The sequence below is a fragment of the Prevotella lacticifex genome (genome assembly GCF_019973375.1).
Lineage (GTDB): Bacteria > Bacteroidota > Bacteroidia > Bacteroidales > Bacteroidaceae > Prevotella > Prevotella lacticifex.
The window spans coordinates 1,757,418-1,778,467 of record NZ_BPTV01000001.1 but is presented as its reverse complement, the minus strand read 5'-3'; the positions used below and the strand labels follow the sequence as shown (position 1 = coordinate 1,778,467).

At 46.5% G+C, this 21,050-nt stretch carries 19 protein-coding genes and 1 rRNA gene; 7 read left to right on the top strand and 13 right to left on the bottom strand.

Going from position 1 to position 21,050, the window contains the following annotated elements:
• Positions 1-113, top strand: a 5S ribosomal RNA gene (gene rrf, locus LDN30_RS07005).
• 297 nt (positions 114-410) lie between these two features.
• On the opposite strand, the gene LDN30_RS07000 is transcribed toward rrf, so the two are convergent.
• From LDN30_RS07000 to LDN30_RS06990, 3 genes are read right to left on the bottom strand one after another with little or no spacing between them, the layout of a single operon-like run.
• Complete coding sequence (locus LDN30_RS07000) at positions 411-1,184, bottom strand: MBL fold metallo-hydrolase (RefSeq protein WP_223926029.1); 774 nt, start codon at positions 1,182-1,184, stop codon at positions 411-413.
• 44 nt (positions 1,185-1,228) lie between these two features.
• Entirely contained in the window at positions 1,229-2,251 is a 1,023-nt protein-coding gene (murB, locus tag LDN30_RS06995; protein WP_223926028.1) for a UDP-N-acetylmuramate dehydrogenase, read from the bottom strand.
• 4 nt (positions 2,252-2,255) lie between these two features.
• Entirely contained in the window at positions 2,256-3,113 is an 858-nt protein-coding gene (locus tag LDN30_RS06990) for a DUF4348 domain-containing protein (protein WP_223926027.1), read from the bottom strand.
• Between the two features lie 126 nt (positions 3,114-3,239).
• On the opposite strand from LDN30_RS06990, the gene pheS reads away from it, so the two are divergent.
• Complete coding sequence (gene pheS, locus LDN30_RS06985; RefSeq protein WP_223926026.1) at positions 3,240-4,280, top strand: phenylalanine--tRNA ligase subunit alpha; 1,041 nt, start codon at positions 3,240-3,242, stop codon at positions 4,278-4,280.
• A 737-nt stretch (positions 4,281-5,017) separates the two neighbouring features.
• Here the strand turns inward: pheS and LDN30_RS06980 are convergent.
• From LDN30_RS06980 to LDN30_RS06940, 9 genes are all read right to left on the bottom strand, one after another.
• Positions 5,018-5,578, bottom strand: coding sequence for an NADH peroxidase (locus tag LDN30_RS06980; RefSeq protein WP_223926025.1), 561 nt, complete (start codon positions 5,576-5,578; stop codon positions 5,018-5,020).
• 65 nt (positions 5,579-5,643) lie between these two features.
• Positions 5,644-6,111 (bottom strand): Fur family transcriptional regulator, encoded by a 468-nt coding sequence (locus tag LDN30_RS06975; RefSeq protein WP_223926024.1) that lies wholly within the window; start codon positions 6,109-6,111, stop codon positions 5,644-5,646.
• Positions 6,112-6,198: 87 nt separating this feature from the next.
• Entirely contained in the window at positions 6,199-7,215 is a 1,017-nt protein-coding gene (locus LDN30_RS06970; RefSeq protein WP_306421510.1) for a rhamnogalacturonan acetylesterase, read from the bottom strand.
• 73 nt (positions 7,216-7,288) lie between these two features.
• Complete coding sequence (gene hisS / locus LDN30_RS06965) at positions 7,289-8,653, bottom strand: histidine--tRNA ligase (RefSeq protein ID WP_223929087.1); 1,365 nt, start codon at positions 8,651-8,653, stop codon at positions 7,289-7,291.
• 20 nt (positions 8,654-8,673) lie between these two features.
• Complete coding sequence (locus LDN30_RS06960) at positions 8,674-9,951, bottom strand: adenylosuccinate synthase (RefSeq protein ID WP_223926022.1); 1,278 nt, start codon at positions 9,949-9,951, stop codon at positions 8,674-8,676.
• 11 nt (positions 9,952-9,962) lie between these two features.
• Positions 9,963-10,463 (bottom strand): Fur family transcriptional regulator, encoded by a 501-nt coding sequence (locus tag LDN30_RS06955; protein WP_223929086.1) that lies wholly within the window; start codon positions 10,461-10,463, stop codon positions 9,963-9,965.
• 80 nt (positions 10,464-10,543) lie between these two features.
• Positions 10,544-11,158 (bottom strand): DNA alkylation repair protein, encoded by a 615-nt coding sequence (locus LDN30_RS06950; RefSeq protein ID WP_223929085.1) that lies wholly within the window; start codon positions 11,156-11,158, stop codon positions 10,544-10,546.
• A 32-nt stretch (positions 11,159-11,190) separates the two neighbouring features.
• Positions 11,191-13,146, bottom strand: a complete 1,956-nt coding sequence (locus LDN30_RS06945) for a dipeptidyl-peptidase 3 family protein (RefSeq protein WP_223929084.1) — start codon at positions 13,144-13,146, stop codon at positions 11,191-11,193.
• Positions 13,147-13,214: 68 nt separating this feature from the next.
• Positions 13,215-13,688 carry a helix-turn-helix domain-containing protein gene (locus LDN30_RS06940; RefSeq protein WP_223926018.1) on the bottom strand — a complete coding sequence of 158 codons (474 nt, stop codon included), beginning with the start codon at positions 13,686-13,688 and terminating at the stop codon, positions 13,215-13,217.
• Between the two features lie 268 nt (positions 13,689-13,956).
• Here LDN30_RS06940 and LDN30_RS06935 point away from each other — a divergent pair, with 268 nt between their 5' ends.
• Both LDN30_RS06935 and LDN30_RS06930 read left to right on the top strand, forming a co-directional pair.
• Positions 13,957-14,397, top strand: a complete 441-nt coding sequence (locus LDN30_RS06935) for an ISAon1 family transposase N-terminal region protein (protein ID WP_223925203.1) — start codon at positions 13,957-13,959, stop codon at positions 14,395-14,397.
• Complete coding sequence (locus LDN30_RS06930) at positions 14,375-15,427, top strand: transposase (RefSeq protein WP_223925205.1); 1,053 nt, start codon at positions 14,375-14,377, stop codon at positions 15,425-15,427. Before LDN30_RS06935 ends, LDN30_RS06930 begins: the two co-directional genes overlap by 23 nt.
• Positions 15,428-16,347: 920 nt before the next feature.
• Here the strand turns inward: LDN30_RS06930 and kdsB are convergent.
• Complete coding sequence (gene kdsB / locus LDN30_RS06925) at positions 16,348-17,097, bottom strand: 3-deoxy-manno-octulosonate cytidylyltransferase (RefSeq protein ID WP_223929083.1); 750 nt, start codon at positions 17,095-17,097, stop codon at positions 16,348-16,350.
• 121 nt (positions 17,098-17,218) lie between these two features.
• Between kdsB and LDN30_RS06920 the strand changes: the two genes are divergently transcribed.
• From LDN30_RS06920 to LDN30_RS06910, 3 genes are all read left to right on the top strand, one after another.
• Positions 17,219-18,331, top strand: coding sequence for an MORN repeat-containing protein (locus tag LDN30_RS06920; RefSeq protein WP_223926945.1), 1,113 nt, complete (start codon positions 17,219-17,221; stop codon positions 18,329-18,331).
• A 114-nt stretch (positions 18,332-18,445) separates the two neighbouring features.
• A complete protein-coding gene (locus LDN30_RS06915; protein WP_223926016.1) occupies positions 18,446-18,889 on the top strand; it encodes a NanQ anomerase/TabA/YiaL family protein in 444 nt (147 codons plus the stop codon).
• A gap of 49 nt (positions 18,890-18,938) precedes the next feature.
• Complete coding sequence (locus tag LDN30_RS06910) at positions 18,939-21,047, top strand: alpha amylase C-terminal domain-containing protein (protein ID WP_223926015.1); 2,109 nt, start codon at positions 18,939-18,941, stop codon at positions 21,045-21,047.
• Positions 21,048-21,050: the final 3 nt, after the last annotated feature.

The window sequence follows — 21,050 nt, the reverse complement described above, 5'->3', positions numbered from 1 at the left end:
TCAGGTGGTTATTGTGGTGGGGTCCCACCTCTTCCCATTCCGAACAGAGAAGTTAAGCCCACTTACGCCGATGGTACTGCAATGCAATGCGGGAGAGTAGGAAGCCGCCTTTTTTCCAGGAAGCCCTGAGAGCAGCAATGCACTCGGGGTTTCTTTTTGTTTTGTGGTTATAGAACGGGATAGGCAATCATAGCTTTTATAGGAAGCTATAGGCGATCATAGGAAGCTATAGAAACTATAGATGCTATAGTAGCTATAGAAGCTATAGTAGCTATAGAAGATATAGAAACTGCATTTTTGGCTACTGCGTCTTGTTCATCTGCTTGTGCCCGAGAATGTATTGTATGTGTTTTCACTATTGACGAGTACAGGAGCACTTTTTGTAGTCTATGGATGAATACTGAATGGAATTATATTTGCGCTTTGATTTTTAAGCCATCGTATGCAAAGTGTATGCCCTTGGGAAGTTTCTTCTCAGCCTCTACGTGGAGACCGATGTCGTGAGTCAAATGGATTAAATAAGTATTCTTAGCTCCTATTCTTCTTGAGAACTCGATGGCATCCTTTACAAGTTGGTGAGAGTGATGTGGTTTTTCCCATCTGAGTGCATTAACGACAAGTGTATCAATACCTTCGAGGTACGGTATCTCATCATCGTTTATAGTCTTCATATCAGTAATATAAGCTAATGAGCCGAATCTATAACCAAGAATTGGTAGCTTGTCGTGCATTACTTCAACGGGAGTTACCTTAAAGTCGCCGATTTTGATATTCTCATGCTTTGTTATTGTATGGAGGGCTAATTTGGGTACTCCTGGATATAGATGGTCCTCAAAGCAATACGGGATTGTCCTGTGGAGTCCCTCCACAGTGTCCTTGTTTGCATATATATCGACATCTCCGAGTCGGCAGAATGGTCTAAGATCATCTATGCCACCTACATGGTCGTAGTGGATGTGCGTTAGAAGTACTCCGTTGATTTTGCGGAATGGTTGTCGCAGGATTTGCTGGCGGAAGTCGGGGCCACAATCTATGAGTATTCGTGTTGATTCCGATTCTATTAGGGCTGATGTGCGCATACGGTTATCCCGCGGGTCGTTGCTCTTGCACACAGGGCAGTTGCATCCGATTACCGGTACTCCCTGTGAGGTGCCGGTACCAAGAAACGTCAGTGTGACTTCCATTTCTCTTATCTCTTTATATTATTCACGAATTATGGCATTAGCCTTTATGGCCTGATGTTGACTTCGGGATGAAGCTCAAGACCGAACTTGTGCTTTACATCTTTTTGGATAGCATGCATGAGAGCGATGATGTCTTTGCCCTCAGCACCTCCAAGATTTACGAGCACGAGAGCTTGCTTGTCGTGCACTCCTACACATCCCACTTTTTTACCTTTCCATCCGCATTGCTCTATCATCCATCCTGCCGGTATCTTGTAGTGTTTTTCGCCATTCTCATCGACCTCAAAATAACGCAAATTCGGGAACTCAGTGCTTAGTCGGTCGAAAGTTCGTTGGTCAACGATAGGGTTGATGAAAAAACTTCCCGCGTTGCCCTGTACCTTAGGATCGGGCAGTTTTGAGTTGCGGATATTGATAACGGTTGCCCTCACGTCCTCAGCTGTAGGGGCATCGATTCCTTGTTCGGCGAGGGCAGCTCGTATGTTGCCATAGTCGAGCTCAGGTTTGAAGGTAGTGAAAAATTTATATGTGACGTGGGTAATAAAGTATTTGTCGCGCCAATCCCGTTTGAATCTGCTTTGGCGGTAGCTGTACTGACAGTCTTCGTTCGAGAAGTGGCAAAGTTTACCTGTTTCTATTTCCACGCATTCTACATCATAGATAAGATCCTTAACCTCAGCTCCATAAGCTCCAATATTCTGTACAGCACTGGCACCTACTTCTCCGGGTATAATACTAAGATTCTCAGCACCATAAAGATTATGACGGATGCTCCAATCGACTATATCATCCCATACTTCTCCTGAGCCGCATCTCACGAGGCCCTCTGCTTTGTCGAGAACCTCTATACCGCGAATGGCCGAATGTATGACGGTGGCAGGATAGTCTTCTTTCAGGAGTAGGTTACTGCCACCGCCAATAATGAGCAATGGCTTGTCGGTATCGTCGAGTGAAGCAACCAGTTGTTGAGCTTCTTCAGTGCTGCTGTACTCGACAAAGCGCTTGCAGCTGACATTGAATCCAAATGTGTTGTGCCCCAATAGGCTGAAATTCTTTTTGTCGTTCATAATTTTAGTAGGCATTAATCTTTACGAGACGCCAGTCACCTTTCTGTTTTTTAAAGATAAGCTGGGTTTCGAGACCGTTGGCCAGACCTTTGAAGTCGAGAATCTTTGTTTTTCCCTCTCCATATTTTTGACCATACAGAATGTTGTAAATGACATCGCCGGGAACAGTTGGCAGATAAGTACTCCAGTCCGAGGCGGGTATTGTCGTTGTAATTATATTGGTTTCCTCCCCGTTAGGGTCGGCACCGTGATATGGCAGAGGATCCTTAATCATTCCACGTCCATCGGCAGTGAAGAACTTCTGAAGGAATGTAAGGAAAGAAGCGTTCTTGGAGTCTTGGAAACTGATGTTCCTGATTTGATTCATTTCCCATTTTCCGTTCTGATGGTCAAACCAATATTGAGTGACGCTACCTTCACGTAATTTTATCTTCTCAACGACGACAGTGTCAAGTTTAGTTGACTTTGCGGCACTCATCTGTTTCTCATTGTCGAAGATAAGCGTGTAATAGCCCTGCTTGCGGAAGAATTTATCCATCTTCCATTGATTCTTCTTCATGAGCACAGTGTGCTCTTGCTTGTCGGTATATGTCACTATCGGCAGTGGCCATTTGATTCTTGCCTTTTGGACTTTTGGACTTGCAATAAAGTTGAAGAAGAAATCGTCGAACAGCTGGTCGGCTGCTTTAGGCATAGGAGTCTCGGCGATAATCTCAGCCATAGTATCGCTGTCGGTAGTGTCGGTAACCTCTGTGTCGAGTACAGTGGAATCGGCATTCACTGCTGGCTTCTCATTTTTACACCCAGTGAACGTCATCATCCAAACAGACATCATGAAAACAATGTAAACAGTTTTTCTCATCTCTCTCTAAATTTTCGTTGCAAAGGTAGTGTAAAGGTGTGGAATAGCAAAGAAAAAAACAAGTTTATTTTGTAATTCCGCTCAATTGCATTACCTTTGCATTTCAGAAGAAAAAAATAAATTAAGATGTTAATAGAGAAGATAGATTCTCTCTTGAAGGAAATACAGCAGGCACATGCTGATAATCAAGAGCAAATAGAGCAATTGCGGCTCAAATACCTCAGCAAGAAAGGTGAGGTAAACGAGTTGATGGGTGAATTCCGTAATGTTGCTAAAGAACAAAAGAAGGCTGTTGGAATAAAGATTAATGAACTTAAGACAACAGCCCAGAATAAGATTAATGAGCTCCGTGAGCAATTGGAAACCCAGGAGGCCCAGAGTGATGAGATTGACTTGACGCGTACTCCATATCCAGTGGAACTGGGAACACGCCATCCGCTGACTATTGTCAAGAACGAAATCATCGATATCTTCAGCCGCATGGGATTCACGCTCTTCCAGGGTCCGGAGGTCGACGATGACAAGCATGTCTTTACGATGCTTAACTTTGCTTCTGACCACCCAGCCCGTGACATGCAGGATACTTTCTTTATTGAGCAGAGCGATCCTGATGACGTGACGAAGAATGTTCTTCTCCGCAGTCACACTTCAGGTGATGAAGCCCACTATATGGAAACGCATGAGCCTCCAATTCGTGTTCTCTGCCCGGGACGAGTGTACCGCAATGAGGCTATCTCAGCGCGTGCTCACTGTTTCTTCCATCAGGTTGAAGGCCTTTATGTCGATAAGGGTGTGAGTTTTACCGATTTGAAGCAGGTGCTGCTGACTTTTGCAAGGGAGATGTTCGGACCCGACACGAAGATACGCCTCCGTCCAAGTTATTTCCCCTTTACTGAGCCAAGCGCAGAGATGGATATCTCGTGCAATATTTGCGGTGGTAAGGGCTGCAACTTCTGTAAGCACACGGGATGGGTTGAAATCTTGGGCTGTGGTATGGTTGATCCTCACGATCTTGCCGCCTGTGGCATTGATCCTGATGTATATACCGGTTACGCTTTCGGAATGGGTGTGGAACGAATAGCAAATCTTAAATACAGAGTCAGCGACTTGAGAATGTTCTCGGAGAACGACACTCGTTTCCTCCGGGAGTTTGAAAGTGCATATTAACATATCATCTAAAAAGATAAAAGGGTAGGGGATAAGCGTTCGTTCGAAAGGGCTTATCTCCTATCGTTGTTTGTATACTGCTCGAGATTATTTGCTTACGAGCTCTTGCAATGGAATCTTCTGATATGTAAAATACGGCTCTTTCATTTAAGCTCTTTAGCCGACACGGCATACCAATCACGCCACTCTCTTCAGATGAGTTCTACCTGTAGCAAAATTCTGATAACCAGTGTGACTCAAGTGCTACCCTAAAGCCAAATGTAGCTTAGGACCGTTAATATCTCCTAAGATTAAAGGTTTCTTGGTGAATTCTATGGGTGCAGAGATTAGTCAATAGCAGAGTACTTTCTCTATCATACTTACAGCCCGGAAAGGACAATACGACAACAAAATGATGTCGAAATATCTTTACACCAGTCCAAAACATATCGTTTCGGCTTCTCAAACGGTCCGTTTCAGCTTGCGAAACGGCTCGTTTTGCGTCCTAAAACAGGCCGTTTTAGAACGCAAAATGGCATGTATTAGTAAACCGTTGATAATCAGTGTTGTACAAAGACGACCCCATAGATGAAATAATATGAATTATTTTAACAATTTGTTGCCGGTATTCTCTTGTTGCTTTTTGACCCTACTAAATAATTTAGACACGAAAAAGGGGATGGTGATTGCCATCCCCTTTTATTTCAATCCTTTGCTGCTGAACCTAATCAACAGTTTTGTGGTTTCAAGAACTTTGCTTACTTTTTGAAGTAGCGGTTGTAAAGACCCATGAATCCTGCTGCATGGCGAGCCTCGTCGCGAGCCATCTCGTGGATGCTGTCATGGAGAGCGTCGAGATTGTGCTGCTTAGCGAGTTTTGCAGCCTCGAACTTCTCAGCTGTAGCTCCCTTTTCGGCTGCCATACGCACTTCAACGTTGGTCTTGGTGTCGTGTAGGATAGACTGGCCGAGGAACTCAGCATAGCGAGCAGCGTGTCCGGCTTCATCCATTGCATAGCGCTCGAAAGCACGTGCAATTTCTGGATAACCTTCGCGGTCGGCCTGCCGAGCCATAGCCAGGTACATACCCACCTCACTGCATTCACCGGCGAAAGTAGAGCGGCAGTGCTTGAGGAGCTCCTGAGGAACGTCCTCGTCAAAAGCGATACCGAGCTTGTGCTCAGCAGCAAACTCCGGTGTTGTATCTTCAGTCAGTTCAGTGAACTTACTTGCTGGTGCTCCACAGAGAGGGCACTTCTCTGGTGCTGTCTCGCCCTCATAGATGTAACCGCAAACGGTGCAAATGAATTTCTTTTTCATAATGTTTTTGTTAATGTGTATTAGTTATGTTTAAATATTATGTGTGTTAGTAAGCTATTGAAGAATCAATGCTTTGTTGCAACCTGCTGAATGCCGGCAGTCTTTGTCTCGGTCTTGAGCATCTTTGCTCTACAATCAGGGCAAATGCCGCGGTAATACAGCTGGCTGTCCTCAACGAGAAAACCATTAATGTCGCCACGATATTGTTTGGGGGCCTGCTCATCCATTAAGTCATAAACTTTGCCGCATTTATTGCAGAAAAAGTGGACATGTGGATGCAAATCTCCATCGTAGCATACACGGTGCTCGTCAATCGTTATCATTTGTGCTGCTCCATTGTCATAGAACATTCGCAATGTGTTGTAGACTGTCGTCTTACTCAACGTGGGAATCTTATTGCACAGACCCGTGTAGACATCATCCACTGTTGGGTGAGTTTTATGAGCCATTAAGTATCTCATAATCTCCAGTCGTTGCAATGATGGGCGGATTCCGCTGTTTATCAATCTCTGATATGCTTCGTCACTTCTCATTTTATTGTTTTACGAATTTATTTCGTCTGCAAAGGTAGTTCATAAAAATGAAACCACCAAATATTCATTGTATTTTTTACAGAAAAACTAAAATTTCCAATTCAATCCGTCAAATAGAACCCACGAAATCTTCTTTTTCCGAGGGACATCGGGTTTTTTGAAGTTGCCGTGGAGAACAAGGATTGTCGACTTTCCGTTTGGTGCAGCGTCAACAGCCTCTTGTGGCGTCAAATAATTGCCGCGTCCTTCATCAGAAACGACATAGTCGAAATGCCTCACATGGCTTTTCAATTCCGGCACGGCCTGACCTAAGGCATCAGCGATGGCACCGGCAACGACATGTGCTCCATAGACGTTGTAGTGGGTATTATCTTGTCGGCCCTTAGGGGCCCATGCGAATTTCCCTGGCTCTACCCACATATGCAACTTGCGGGAGCCCTCAACGCCGAGTCCTTGCTCTATATCGTGAGTTATCTTGTTTGCATCAATAAATATTGCTCCATATTGCTTAGCCACTTTCGCGGCTACTTTAGCGTATTCGCCGTGAGTGTCAACCAGCGTGTCTGAATTCACGTTCTCACCTTTATATATTGTCTCGCGCAATTTCTCATCATCATCCTGCCTTGCAGGCTTGAGATAGAAATTGCGGCGGACGACCGGACTCATCAGTATTGGCGTTGCACCCTTGGCCTTTGTCTCAACGACGTATTGGGCGAGGTGTGCATCAAATGTTGTTTCCACATCGGTGTGGCGGTCGGGGTGAGGTTTCTCATCATTGTGGCCAAACTGGATAATGACATAATCGCCAGGCTTAACCCTGCTAATGACATCTTTCCATAACCCTTCAGAATAGAAACTGCGTGACGACCGTCCATTCTTTGCGTGATTCTCAACACGTATGCCCTCGTCGAAGAATCCTTGTAGAACCATTCCCCATCCGCGCTCTGTAGAACCTTTGGATATGTCTTTCTCGGCAGCTGTCGAATCACCTATTATATAAATAGTCGGTGTGTCGGGCTTGAACGACATTGCCACAACTGCCAAGACAACCATCAGTGTGCAGACGAGCCAATGCTGGAAGGAGTTTTTGTATAAGTAGTTCATTTACTAATGCTATGTTCGAGTCTCAGTTTATTACTTCTGATTCAACTTCCTTAGTGTCAACTAATTGTGGTATCTATGATTTTAATCTGTTGATTAACTCTTCGGCCGAGATCAGACATTGCTCTCCAGTTGTCATATCCTTGAGAGTGAACTTTCCAGCATTGATTTCATTTTCACCCGCGAGGGCGACGAACGGAATGTTCTTGGCGTTGGCATAGTTCATCTGTTTCTTCATCTTGCAACTATCGGGGAACATCTCTGTTCTTATTCCGGCTTTGCGAGCTTGGTTGACAACAGGCAGACAGTATTCTGTCTCCTTCTCACCGAAGTTGATGAATAGCAGTTGTGTACCTGTAATCGTCTCTTTGGGATAGAGGTCGAGGGCATTAAGCACATCATAAATTCTGTCGGCTCCGAAAGATATTCCTACGCCGCTGAGACCTGGCATTCCGAAGATTCCCGTAAGGTTGTCGTAGCGGCCGCCGCCAGTGATACTGCCCATAGGAGTGTCGAGGGCCTTTACCTCGAATATGGCTCCAGTGTAGTAGTTCAGACCACGGGCAAGGGTCAGGTCAAGCTGAATCTCGTTGTTGAGACCCACTTTCTTGAGTTCGTTAAGTATGAATCTTGTTTCCTCAACACCCTTGAGTCCTATGGCCGACTCGTTGAGAACCTTAGAAATGACATCGAGCTTTTCATCGTTGGTGCCTTCGAGTTTGATTATCGGTTGCAGCTTCTCAATAGCTTCCTCCGGAATACCGTCATTGCGCAGTTCCTCATTGACATTGTCGAGCCCAATCTTATCAAGTTTATCGATGGCTACGGTGATATCGACGATTTTGTCTTTCTCGCCCATAACCTCAGCAATACCTGTGAGAATCTTTCGGTTGTTGATTTTTATCTGAACCCTGACACCGAATTTTGTGAATACGGTGTCGACAATCTCCATCAACTCTACCTCGTTCAGAAGAGAATCGGAGCCTACGACATCAGCGTCACACTGATAGAACTCGCGATAGCGTCCTTTCTGCGGTCGGTCGGCTCTCCATACAGGCTGAATTTGATACCGCTTGAACGGCAGCTGGAGCTCGTCACGATGCATCACAACGTAGCGAGCGAACGGAACGGTCAGATCGTAACGTAATCCTTTCTCACAGAGTTTAGTCTGTAGTTTCAGCGTGTTGCGCTCAGCAAGCTCGTCATCAGAAATCTTCTTCAGATAGTCGCCGGAGTTTAGCACTTTGAATAGCAGCTGGTCACCCTCCTCGCCATACTTTCCCATGAGCGTATGTAAGGTTTCCATTGCAGGAGTCTCTATCTGCTGAAAGCCGTAAAGGGCATATACCGACTTTATAGTGTCGAAGATATAGTTGCGCTTGGCCATTTCTACAGGGCCGAAGTCGCGGGTGCCTTTTGGAATATTTGGTTTATTGGCCATTAATAATTTTAATTATATGGTTATTTTCTTACTATAGTCTGATCGCGGTCAGGACCAATGGAGATTATTCCGATGCGTGTTTCGAGGAAGTCCTCAAGGAACTTGATATAATCGGAGAATTCTTTAGGGAACTGGTCCTCAGATGTGAACTTCGTCATATCTGTATGCCATCCTTTGAATTCCTTATAGACAGGTTCCACGTTGTCAATCTCATAAGGAAGTTCCTCAGTCACTGTGCCGTCAGGCAATTTATAGCCAATGCAAGCTTTGATGGTGTCGAAATCGTCAAGCACATCGCTCTTCATCATTATCAGCTCTGTCACACCGTTAACCATAATAGAATAGCGTAGCTGAATGAGGTCTATCCATCCACAACGCCGCTCACGTCCTGTGACAGCGCCATACTCATGTCCGAGGTCGCGAATCCGCTTACCGGTAGCATCGAAGAGCTCTGTGGGGAATGGACCTGCGCCCACACGTGTGCAGTAGGCCTTCATTATTCCATAAACGTTTCCAACCTTGTTTGGTCCTATGCCGAGTCCTGTGCATGCGCCGGCACAGATAGTGTTCGATGATGTGACAAAAGGATATGAACCGAAGTCAACATCGAGCATCGTGCCCTGTGCACCCTCACATAGAATGTTCTTGCCACTGCGGAGGATAGAGTTTATTTCGTGCTCAGAATCGACGAACTTGAACTTCTTCAGATATTCGACGCCTTCCATCCAGTGCTTTTCAGTCTCCTCGAGACCACTGAAGTCGTCCCATCCGAGGGCCTTGAGCATACGCATGTGGCGCTCCTTATGCTTGTTGTATTTCTCCTCAAAATTCTCGAGGATATCTCCCACTCGCAGTCCATTGCGGCTCACTTTGTCGGTATATGTAGGTCCGATGCCTTTTCCTGTCGTGCCTACCTTGTTCTTTCCCTTGGCAGCCTCAATGGCGCGGTCGAGGAGTCTGTGAGTAGGCATGATGAGATGAGCTTTCTTCGAGATGTGGAGACGCTCAGTGAGCGGATGGCCGCTTTTGGCCAAATCTTGTGCCTCCTCCATGAAGAGGTCGGGGGCAAGAACTACTCCATTGCCGATGATATTGATTTTTCCTCCTTGGAATATTCCCGATGGAATGCTACGCAAGACATACTTCTGCCCCTCAAACTCAAGGGTGTGCCCGGCGTTTGGTCCACCCTGGAATCGGGCTACCACATCATAACGCGGTGTAAGCACGTCTACGACCTTTCCTTTTCCCTCATCGCCCCACTGCAAACCGAGCAGGACATCAACTTTACCTGTTTTCATTGTTGGAATAATTATTTTGTTTTTTGTTCTTTCTTATCCTTATCGCTATTAGAATTCTTTGGCCTTGACAGACGCCGCTGGCATTTGGCGCAGACTCCATAAATATATAATGTGAATCCGTCCTTGTGGAAACGATGGAACCGCGTGGCTGAGATGGCACTCACTATTTCGGGCGAGAGGATCTCATCAACGCTTCCGCAAACGGTGCATACCTGATGGATGTGGTTCTCGTTCTTGTAGCAGCCCTCATACTTTGTCTGTCCTATGAAACGGTGTCTTACAACGAGCCTCAACTCAATGAACAATTTCATAGTGTTGTAGAGCGTAGCCCTCGATACGCGAAAGTTGCGCGATTCGAGCAGTTTACCGAGTTCCTCAAGGGTGAAATGTCCGTCGAAGCTATAAACGGCGTCAAGGATGGCGTATCGCTCCGGAGTCTTTCGGTGCTTGTTCCTCACGAGATAGTAATCGAGGATTCCCCGCACTTTCTTTTTTATTGCGTTGTTGGTCACAGTCTCATTGATTAAACTTCACGACAAAAGTACTAACATTTTCGGACAAACTTCAAGATAGGTATTGAAAAAACGTTAAACTACAAAATGCCAAGATGGGCTAAGGCTTTTGTGGCAATAGTTTCATAGTCGTCGCCAAGGTCGCAGAATCGCAGCACACTGTTGTAAGCCGCATGCTTTACTGCACTGTCGGCATCTTGGAGGTCGGAGTCGGCCTGGTCGAGATATTCGTTGATGCCCCGCTCGTCGGGGGTGTCGCCTCGCATGAAGATACGAGAGAGTAGGTGGTAGCCCCCAATCTTATACAGCTGACGGTCGTTAGCAATCCATTCGTACGCCAATGCCGGTGCATAATCGACATACTGCAAGACATTTAGCACCATCTGCTCGACTATTTCCTGAGAGTCGTTCTGCTCCATCCATACGTCGGTGACCTCTCGCAGCATACGCTCAGGAGGCATAATCATAGTTGCGAGAATTTTACACTCTCTTACATCCTCCTTATAGAGTGCTATGGCAAGGTCGTAATCCTTACCATAGTCGCGGGCTTTTACCTTCAATGCCGTCACCGGCACGCCCCAGTTCAACTTATAAGCCAATCCCTTGTTGCGCATCGACTGCGATGCGGGACCGTTCATCATTAGTCGGAACGACTGCTTTATCTCTTTAAGTTTTTCTTTAATATCGTCAGTCATAATGTTATACGATAGGGTCTACTGCGCAAGCACTAAATAAGAGTAGCATACTCGTTCGAGTAGCGCAGCATTTGATGCTCATAATCTTCTGTGTAATCGACGGCAATGTCAGTAATGTTACCTTTCTCATCCTTTATTGGGGTTAGGACAGGATTGATGAATCCCTTGTAAGGCGCAATATTTAGACGATTATATCTCTCGAGCACTTCCTTGTGAATTGTCTTGTCGACTTTCACTGCATATTTCTCTACGAGGTTGCGTGCTGCCATAAAGTCACCCTCACTTTTTATCCGTTGTATTTCGGCTAACTGCTTGGCAAAGACCCTACGCAAAGCCTCATAATCGTTGATCCTGACGAAGCTCTTTCCTTCTTTCTTGACAATCTCGATAATTTCGGGATTAGTATCGCGGGCCCATTGTGCTATGAGTGCCCTATTGCGCATGTGAGCTTCCTCAATATTATGTCCGGGGCGGATACGTACGAGCTGCGTCATCAGTCCGTTCATGATATATTCGTAGTACTGAGCCTTAAAAGCATCGTTGCTATTGAGCAATCCGAGCTCAACGAGTTTAGGATCAGCGATATAGTAGAGCCCGAAGAGGTCGGCACGGGCCTCCTCAATAGTGTTGCCATAATTTTTAAGAGCGTCGGGGTCGGTACCGGGCAGGAGCTGTCCACTTCCGTGACCAAGACATTCATGGAGGTCAGTATGGAGGTCATCGCATACGTCACCATATTTCTCTATAAGTCTGAGAGTTGGCTCATCGATAATAAACTCTTCCTTGAATCCATTGCCCTTAGCCGCCATGGAGTAAGCATGAGTTAGATTGCTTATCGTCACGCTCTTGCTGCCATATTCTGATCTTATCCATTCAGCATTCGGCAGATTGATTCCTATGGCTGACGACGGATATTCGTCGCCGCCGAGCATAGCAGCGCATATCACATTTGCCGATACACCCTTTACTACCGGCTTGCGGAATCTTGGATCGACTGGTGAATGGTCCTCAAACCACTGTGCGTTAGCGGCTATCGTTGCGGCGCGTGCTGTAGCCTTGTTGTCGCGGTATTCGACGATGCCCTCCCATGAGCCTTTGAGTCCAAGTGGATCGCCGTAGACTTCGATGAATCCGTTGATGAAGTCGATGGAATCGCCCTTTTCTTTCACCCATTCGATGGAATACTTGTCGAAATCGGCCAAATCGCCGGTCCTGTAGTATTTTATCAATAGTTCGATAACATGTTTCTGTTCCTTGCTTTCAGCATATTGAAGAGCCTCCGTAAGCCAGTAGATGATCTTGTTTATGGCCTTGCCGTATTTGCCATTCTCTCTCCACACCTCCTCATGTATTCCTTTTTCGTCTTTCACCAGCGTAGAGTTGAGCCCCCATGACGGTTGCGGGCCGTCGCCGTTTTTCTTTGCGGCATAAAAGTCCTCGACCTCCCTCTGGCTCACCCCGCTGTAGTAGTTGCATGCTGAGGTGCGTATGAGGTCTTCTCCATCGGCCTTGTTTACCCGTTTGGGCAGGATTGTCGGGTCGAAGATTACTGGACATATCTCGTTGAGCAGGGCATCGACACTACCATCGTCTATGGGTAGCCGGCTGGCATCAACCGACTTCACTGCCTTGCGGAAGAATTCTTCGCTGAATCCAGGTTCAAACTTTTCGGTACCGTAATGATGGTAGATGCCGTTTGAAAACCAGACCCTCTTCATATAAACTGTAAGAGCCTCAAAGTCAGCGCAGTTGCGGTTACCTTTATACAAACAAAAAACAGCCTCAAGAGTTTTCCTAATCTTGAGGTTGTATTTTCCAAACTCATCGAAAGTTATATCTCTGCCGTAGAGAGTTGCCTTTGCCAGACAGTATATGAGACTCTTCTGCCTTAAGGTGAGTTTGTCGAAATCATCGAGACGATAGCGCAACATTTGCAGGTCGGCAAAGCGCTCGCCGACATAATTAAACGATTCCTCGCTCATGTCCATCAACAATTATATATTTTCCTCTTGTTGTCTTCTCTTTTATTTATAAATTCCTCCTTGTTGTTACATTGTTAATCTTTCTTTGCCGTCTGCTTGCGCGTTTTCTTCGCTTTCGTGTCCTGAACCGGGTGATTGGCCAGCGACCGAAGCTTATACTCGCGTGGCGTGATACCGTTGATGCGGTAGAAAGCGGCATAGAATGACTGCCGGTTAGCGAATCCCACCATATCGCTGATATCCTCCATGTTGAGATCCCGATAGCGCTTGTCGGTAAGGAGGGTCATCGCTTCCTCAATGCGGTATTTGTTGACGAAGGATGTGTAGTTCATGTGGAAACGGACGTTAACTACAGCGGATATATAGCGGGTGTTGGTGCCCAAATCCTCCGCGAGTCTCCTTGCCGAATAATCCTTATCTTTGTATTTCTTTTGGATAAGGATTATGTCGAGGATTTTCTCCTTCAGTTCATCCATCAGCTTCGGACTGACAAGGCTGCGGTAAGCGGCAGCTTTTTCCTTTTTCTCTGTAATATTATACTTCGTCATAAGCCATAGTGTTAAAAACTTTCTGATTCATTTCCTTAATCTATGCAAATATAGAAAAGTTCTTTGAATTATACAAGCAATATGGTATTTTTTTTTTGCTTTTATGCTAAAAAACATATTTTGGGGGGCAATTTTTGGTCTAAAATGTGTTGTATAACACCATTTTAGTGGCGCAGGGGGATTTTTCCGTGGATGTCCCTGCACTCGCCTAACTAAAATATAGTGAAACAGCGTTGCTGATGTCGGGAAACTATGTTACCTTTGCAGCATGGCAAAGAAACTATCGACATTCGACTACTCAACATTAGTCCGTTACATGCTGCCCGATGGCATCCTTGATTACTTCGAGATCACTAAGATCGACGAAGAAGTTACTAACGAGAAGGACGAAACAGGCACCGTCATCCGTATTCTTCACATCTACCTTGACGAGCGCGACCTGCGTGACAAGGTCTGGCATGACCTTCAGCCCAACGGTTTCACGGAGCCTCGCTTGTTCAATGACTTCCCACAACGCGAGCATAAAGTTCTGCTGCATGTCCGTCGCCGTCGTTGGTTGGACGGAGACGGTCACAACGTCGTCCTTGAAACCCTGCCTCTTGTGGCAGAGGGAACCTGCTACTCTGTAGAGTTTGCGGATTTCTTAAAAAAAATGGTTGGATGCCTTCCCAGTGACGGCCCAATGCGTGGGGCGCTTCTTCCGGACTGACGGGAAGTACCTCGGGCGTGCCTACAAGGAGCATCTGAGTGGCTTTACGGACTGGGACCAGAAGGAGCATGCCGGTGAGTGGGTGCTTCAAGAGAAGAACATGGGCGAGCGACTGTGCATAGACGAGACGATGCTTCACCATGACCTGATCACGTTCCTCTCCAACAGGGACGGACACTGCAAGAAGGGAACACTCATAGCTGCAGTCAAGGGCACGACCGTTGCTGACGTGACGAAGCATTTTGACGAGATACAAGAAGAGAGCCGAAATAAAGTCAAGGAGGTGTCGATGGACTTCTCCGACAGCATGATGGGCATTGTCAAGAAGTCCTTCCCACAGGCAGAGATAGTTATAGACCATTTCCATGTCATCCAGCTTTATACGACCAGGGGACTTGATGCGATGCGCATGAAGCTCAAGCGCACCAACACGACCGAGGTCAAGAGAGAGGAGCGGGAGTTCAGAAAGCAGCAAGAGAAGCGGGCCAAGGCAAGGGACAGGTACGCCGAGACCCATGAGGTCAAGAAGAGCAAGAACGGCAAACGCCTCGGCAGGCCGCGCAAGCGGAAGAATGAAAAGTTTGAGCCGAAGAAACTCAGCAATGGAGAGACCAAAGCCGACTTGCTGACGCACGTAAGATACCCGCTGACGAAAAACCACAATGACTGGACTGACTTCCAGAAGGAGGAAATGCGCCTGCTCTTTGAGATTGAGCCAAAGATGAAGGCTGCATACGGTCTGCTCTGCGCCCTGCGCAACATCTTCAGCAAGAAAAAGGACAGGAAGAGTGCAAAGAAAGCGCTCCATAAGTGGTACAAGAATGTCGGAAGAACCCGCATTCGGGAAATCATATCAGTACGTGACACCATCAAGGCCAAAGAGGAGTATGTGCTAAACTTCTTCAACAACAGGTCAACGAATGCGCCAGCCGAGTCGCTCAACTCAAAGATTAAGGGACTGCGTGCTCAGGTGCATGGGGTCAGTGACCTTCCCTTCTTCATGTTCCGCTGTTTCACGATATTTGGTTAGGCGAGTGCAGGGGCATCCACGGAAAAATCCCCCTGCGCCATTTTAGTTCTTATTTTACTGAAGAAAGCATGTACGAAGATTCTTTACCCAGTATATTGAAGTTAATTGATAAATATTTCGGTTGTTTTATCATATTTTTCTACAAAGCATTGTGTGATTGTAAATAATTTACAATGATATGAATCATTCTGATGTCTCGTTTTATCCTTTAGAAACTAATGGATGATTTTGTGACCCTTAAAAGCAAGATAGGAATTAACAATGCTTCGGCTAAGCAAGCCGCGCATCCTTTATTTATGTTGTTTATGGCCGTTCTTTTGAGGAAGTTTAATCAATTGCCACGGAAAACTGCTTGCCCAACGATAAATTAATGATAGGGGAGTTTGTCGGTCATCTCAAAACTTTTCTGAGTGTAAAAATAATTCCATGTGTCATCAACTTTTTGGCATTCTTCCATCATGTTGATATTCAGCAAATTACAAACCCTGTCTTTTTGCGTTGCGAAACGGTTAATTTTAGAGCCTCAAACGGTACGTTTCGCAAGCTCAAACGAACCGTTTTGCAAGTCGAAATGATATGTATAAGAATCGTGTAAAGATATTTTAAATTTTTATCACGGTAAATCCATGTGAGGAGAATCATTGAAGGCGACGAAAGAAACATTCAATCACGCTACGGAAATAAGTGTGATTTATTTGCTGAGTCCGCCTCGACAGGGAAAGAGTTTCTATGATACCGACCACGAATCAGAATTCCCGAGAGTAGCTTGTCAAAGGTTTGGGATTCAGCGGCGAGTCCTTCATTGGTGCCGAAGGATGAGGTGCAGAGGGTGAGGAAATAGAAGAATGCAGTGACCGGCCTTGTCCGACCACTGCAAATGAAAGAGAAAAAATCTATTTCGAATATTTTATTTCTTCAGTCTATTCCTGTGTTAGGAGTATCTCTGCGCGCTGCAGGTCGGCAGGAGTGTCTATTCCTACTGTTTCAAATTCGGTTTCGGCCACACGAATGCGGTAGCCGTTCTCGAGCCATCGGAGTTGTTCCAGGCTTTCGGCTTTCTCTAACGGCGACTGGGGTAGGGCGGTGATGGCTTTGAGAACCTCGGAGCGGTAAGCATACAGTCCTAAATGCTTGAGGAACGGATATTTATCTATCCACTGACTCTTGTCAACGCCACGAACAAAAGGAATGACGGAGCGTGAAAAATACATTGCAAAGCCTCGACGGTCGACAACGATCTTGGGCGAATTGACATTGTTGACAGCCCCCATCGACTCAAAACGCTTGCCGAGAGTGGCTATCTCGGTCGATGGATCGTCGAAACATTTCATCACCGACTCTATCTGCTCGGGGTGGATAAACGGCTCATCGCCTTGAACATTTATAACAACGGGGAACTCACGGCCAATCTTCGAGTAAGCTTCTTCTATGCGGTCGGTGCCACTGTGGTGGTCGCTGCGGGTCATGATAACATTACCTCCGAACGACTTAACCTCATTATATATGCGCTCGTCATCAGTAGCCACATATACATTGACCAATACTTTAGCCACCTGCTCATATACTCTGTTAATCACAGTCTTACCTCCTAATACAGCAAGAGGTTTGCCGGGAAAGCGCGATGAAGCATAACGGGCCGGGATTATTGCTACGAAAGATTCATTATTCATGTTTGAGAATGGATTTGATGAATTATAATATTTCGTGGAGCAAAGTTATATAAAAATTTTAAAAACCTTTGCTATTGTCAGAAATATTTTGTAATTTTGTGCTCAACATCAAAACCTTTAAATCGTGAGAAAGATTGTCATTTTCCTCTTTATAATACTGTCTGTGTCCGCTGTTAGGGCACAGGAGATTGTCGTTGGCACATGTAAAGTGGCCGGAGGAAGCTATACTGGCGAGATGTTCCGCGGTAAGCCCTGGGGCAAAGGTAAGGCCATTTATGCCAATGGTGATGTTTACGAGGGTCAGTTTGAGAAGGGAAGGCGACAGGGTGAGGGCACCTACACCTTCTCTGATGGAGAGAAATACGTCGGACAGTGGTTTCAGGACCAGCAGCATGGCCGTGGCATCTACTACTTCAAGAACGGCAACCGCTATGACGGACTGTGGTATAAGGATTATCAACAGGGCCATGGTATAATGTATTACTCTAATGGTGACACGTATAATGGTGACTGGCAGCAGGACAAGAGGTGTGGCACCGGTAAGTACACTTTCGCCTCGGGAGCATACTACGATGGTCAGTGGGACAATGATAAGAAGAACGGAAAAGGCATCTTCGACTGGGGCGACGGCTCGAAATATAACGGAGACTTCATCGATAACATGCGGTCGGGCAACGGTACATATTTCTTTCCCACCGGCGACAAATACGAGGGACAGTGGAAAGACGATGCCGAGAACGGAAAAGGTATTTACACCTTTGCCAACGGTGACAGCTATGAGGGTGATTATCTCAACGGGCAACGGACTGGCGAGGGAATCTTCAGATATAGTAACGGCGACACCTACACCGGCCATTTCCTCGACGGAAAACGCAGTGGAATGGGGAAGATGATGTGGAAGAATGGTGACGAGTACACCGGACAATGGGAAAATAACGTTCAGAACGGACAAGGAAAGCTGACGAAGCACTCCGGTGATGTTTTTGAAGGACAGTTCCGTAAGGGGCGCATTGAGGGACTCGTTATTATCCACTATGCCGACGGCAGCAAGTTCCGCGGAACATATCACAACGGATTGCGCGACGGTGAGGCTATAGAGGAGACTAAGGACGGAAAACGGACAGAATGTATATATAGAAATAATGTCAGAGACGGAAAATTCACGGAGCGCGATGCCAATGGCGCTATTACTGCCCGCGGCTACTACGACAACGGGGTGCGGCACGACTCTTAGTCTGCTGGTTACCGTAGGGTTGGGGTATACACCAGGAGCCCGATGGAATCGACGTTTTTATGGCATTGACAATTACAGCAATCAACTCAATAATAAATAATACAAATAAGAATTATGATAGTAGACACACTTGAAAACTTGAAGAATTACGTCTCGGTGAATCCTCTTTTCGCCGATGTCATCGACTTCCTGAGCAATAACGACCTCAACAGCCTAGAAGCCGGCAAGCATTACATAAAGGACAAAGACCTCTTCGTCAACATAACAACGGCCACGGGTAAGACTCCGGATGAAGCCACGTATGAGACTCACAACCGCATGCTTGACATTCAGATACCGCTGTCGGCCCCCGAAACCTACGGCTATATGCCACGTGAGGATATGCCGGAGGCCGAATACAACGATGTGAAGGATGTGACTAAATATCCGGGGCTCAAAGGTGGTTCGCTCATTAAGTGCCGTCCGGGAGAGTTTGCCATCTTCTTCCCTCAGGATGGACATCAGCCGTGCATCGGCGAGGGCGAGATTCACAAGGCTATCTTCAAGGTCAGAGTCTGACAATAATAATTAAGAAATAACAATCCATTATCAATCAATGCCGAACACCATGCGAAAGACAACAACAAGAAAATCGGCGTCGAAGGCTCCAAAAGCTCAGCAGCATATAGGCATCGTCAAGAACGATCCCTATCTTCAGCCTTACGAGGACGCTATCCGCGGCCGCCATGATCATGCGCTGTGGAAATTAGGACAGCTCACACAAGGAGGAAAGCAGACTCTCGCTGAGTTTGCAAGTGGATACGAATACTACGGTCTGCACAAGACAGAGAAGGGATGGGCCTTCAGAGAGTGGGCGCCAAACGCCACTGACATTTATCTTGTCGGCGACTTCAACGGTTGGAAGGAGAAAGCCGCTTACCGGTGCAAACGTATCCAGGGAACGGGCAACTGGGAACTGCTGCTTGACGAGGATAAGATGAAGCACGGTGACCTCTATAAGATGCACGTACACTGGAATGGTGGTGAGGGCGAGAGAATACCGGCATGGTGCCAAAGAGTCGTTCAGGACGACGAGACGAAGATTTTCTCTGCGCAGGTGTGGAATCCGGCCAAGCCATATAAGTGGCGTCGCAAGAGATTCAAGGCCAACAAGAGCCCGCTGCTCATCTACGAATGCCACATAGGAATGGCTCAGGATGCCGAAAAAGTCGGTACCTATACTGAGTTTAAGGACAATGTCCTACCGAGGATAGTCAAGGATGGATACAATGCCATACAGATTATGGCTATTCAGGAACACCCTTATTATGGTAGTTTCGGCTATCACGTCAGTTCTTTCTTCGCTGCATCGTCAAGATTCGGTACGCCGGAGGAACTGAAGGCACTCATCGATGAGGCTCATCGCAACGGCATTGCAGTGATAATGGACATCGTCCACTCGCATGCAGTAAAAAACGAGATAGAGGGGCTCGGTAATCTTGCCGGCGATCCGAACCAATATTTCTATCCTGGTGACCGCCATGAGCATCCGGCATGGGACAGCCTCTGCTTCGATTACGGAAAGGATGATGTCATACACTTCCTCTTGAGCAACTGCAAGTTCTGGCTCAACGAGTATCATTTCGATGGATTCCGTTTCGACGGTGTCACCTCAATGCTTTACTACAGTCATGGGCTCGGCGAGGCTTTCACAAACTACGGTGATTACTTTAACGGCCACGAGGACGATAATGCCATTTGCTACCTCACGCTTGCCAATAAGCTCATTCACGAAGTCAATCCCAATGCTATAACCATTGCCGAGGAAGTTTCCGGTATGCCGGGGCTGGCAGCAAAGTTCGAGGACGGAGGTTATGGATTCGACTACCGTATGGCCATGAATATCCCCGATTTCTGGATTAAAACCATCAAGGAGAAGAGGGATGAGGACTGGAAACCGTCGAGCATATTCTGGGAGGTAAAGAACCGTAGGGTTGACGAAAAGACAATATCCTACTGTGAAAGCCACGACCAGGCTCTCGTCGGCGATAAAACCATCATTTTCCGGCTTATCGACGCCGATATGTACTGGCACTTCCGTAAGGGTGATGAGAATGAGAACGTTAGACGCGGTATAGCTCTGCACAAGATGATCCGACTCGTCACGGCATCGACAATCAACGGTGGATACCTCAACTTCATGGGCAACGAGTTCGGACATCCGGAGTGGATTGACTTCCCACGCGAAGGCAATGGCTGGAGCTATAAATACGCACGACGACAGTGGGATCTTGTCGACAACCATGACCTGTGTTATCACTACTTAGGCGATTTCGATAAAGCAATGCTCGAAGTCATTAAGAGTGAGAAGGACTTTAATAGTACTCCTGTCACTGAAATCTGGCATAACGACGGCGATCAGGTCCTCGCCTTCATGCGTGGCGAAATCATCTTTGTATTCAACTTCTCGCCGACACACTCATTCACCGATTACGGCTTCCTCGTTCCAAAGGGTGGCTACGAGGTAGTGCTCGACACCGATGCAAAGAGTTTCGGCGGCAACGGATTCAACGACGATTCCATGGTGCACTTCACCAACTTCGACCCGTTATACGCCAAGGATGGTAAGGAATGGCTGCAACTCTATCTTCCTGCGCGTACGGCTTTGGCTCTGAGGTTAAAGCATGAGGATGAAGAAAAACAGAACAACGAACAAAATAAGACAAAAAGCCATTAATCA

What these genes read in the sequence shown, in the direction of transcription:
- LDN30_RS06910 (WP_223926015.1), top strand. Translation starts at nt 18,939, where the DNA reads ATGCGAAAGACAACAACAAGAAAATCGGCGTCGAAGGCTCCAAAAGCT.
- LDN30_RS06975 (WP_223926024.1), bottom strand. Translation starts at nt 6,111, where the DNA reads ATGAGAAGTGACGAAGCATATCAGAGATTGATAAACAGCGGAATCCGC.
- kdsB (WP_223929083.1), bottom strand. Translation starts at nt 17,097, where the DNA reads ATGAATAATGAATCTTTCGTAGCAATAATCCCGGCCCGTTATGCTTCA.
- hisS (WP_223929087.1), bottom strand. Translation starts at nt 8,653, where the DNA reads ATGGCCAATAAACCAAATATTCCAAAAGGCACCCGCGACTTCGGCCCT.
- LDN30_RS07000 (WP_223926029.1), bottom strand. Translation starts at nt 1,184, where the DNA reads ATGGAAGTCACACTGACGTTTCTTGGTACCGGCACCTCACAGGGAGTA.
- LDN30_RS06970 (WP_306421510.1), bottom strand. Translation starts at nt 7,215, where the DNA reads ATGAACTACTTATACAAAAACTCCTTCCAGCATTGGCTCGTCTGCACA.
- LDN30_RS06935 (WP_223925203.1), top strand. Translation starts at nt 13,957, where the DNA reads ATGGCAAAGAAACTATCGACATTCGACTACTCAACATTAGTCCGTTAC.
- pheS (WP_223926026.1), top strand. Translation starts at nt 3,240, where the DNA reads ATGTTAATAGAGAAGATAGATTCTCTCTTGAAGGAAATACAGCAGGCA.
- LDN30_RS06990 (WP_223926027.1), bottom strand. Translation starts at nt 3,113, where the DNA reads ATGAGAAAAACTGTTTACATTGTTTTCATGATGTCTGTTTGGATGATG.
- LDN30_RS06940 (WP_223926018.1), bottom strand. Translation starts at nt 13,688, where the DNA reads ATGACGAAGTATAATATTACAGAGAAAAAGGAAAAAGCTGCCGCTTAC.
- LDN30_RS06950 (WP_223929085.1), bottom strand. Translation starts at nt 11,158, where the DNA reads ATGACTGACGATATTAAAGAAAAACTTAAAGAGATAAAGCAGTCGTTC.
- LDN30_RS06915 (WP_223926016.1), top strand. Translation starts at nt 18,446, where the DNA reads ATGATAGTAGACACACTTGAAAACTTGAAGAATTACGTCTCGGTGAAT.
- LDN30_RS06980 (WP_223926025.1), bottom strand. Translation starts at nt 5,578, where the DNA reads ATGAAAAAGAAATTCATTTGCACCGTTTGCGGTTACATCTATGAGGGC.
- LDN30_RS06960 (WP_223926022.1), bottom strand. Translation starts at nt 9,951, where the DNA reads ATGAAAACAGGTAAAGTTGATGTCCTGCTCGGTTTGCAGTGGGGCGAT.
- murB (WP_223926028.1), bottom strand. Translation starts at nt 2,251, where the DNA reads ATGAACGACAAAAAGAATTTCAGCCTATTGGGGCACAACACATTTGGA.
- LDN30_RS06945 (WP_223929084.1), bottom strand. Translation starts at nt 13,146, where the DNA reads ATGGACATGAGCGAGGAATCGTTTAATTATGTCGGCGAGCGCTTTGCC.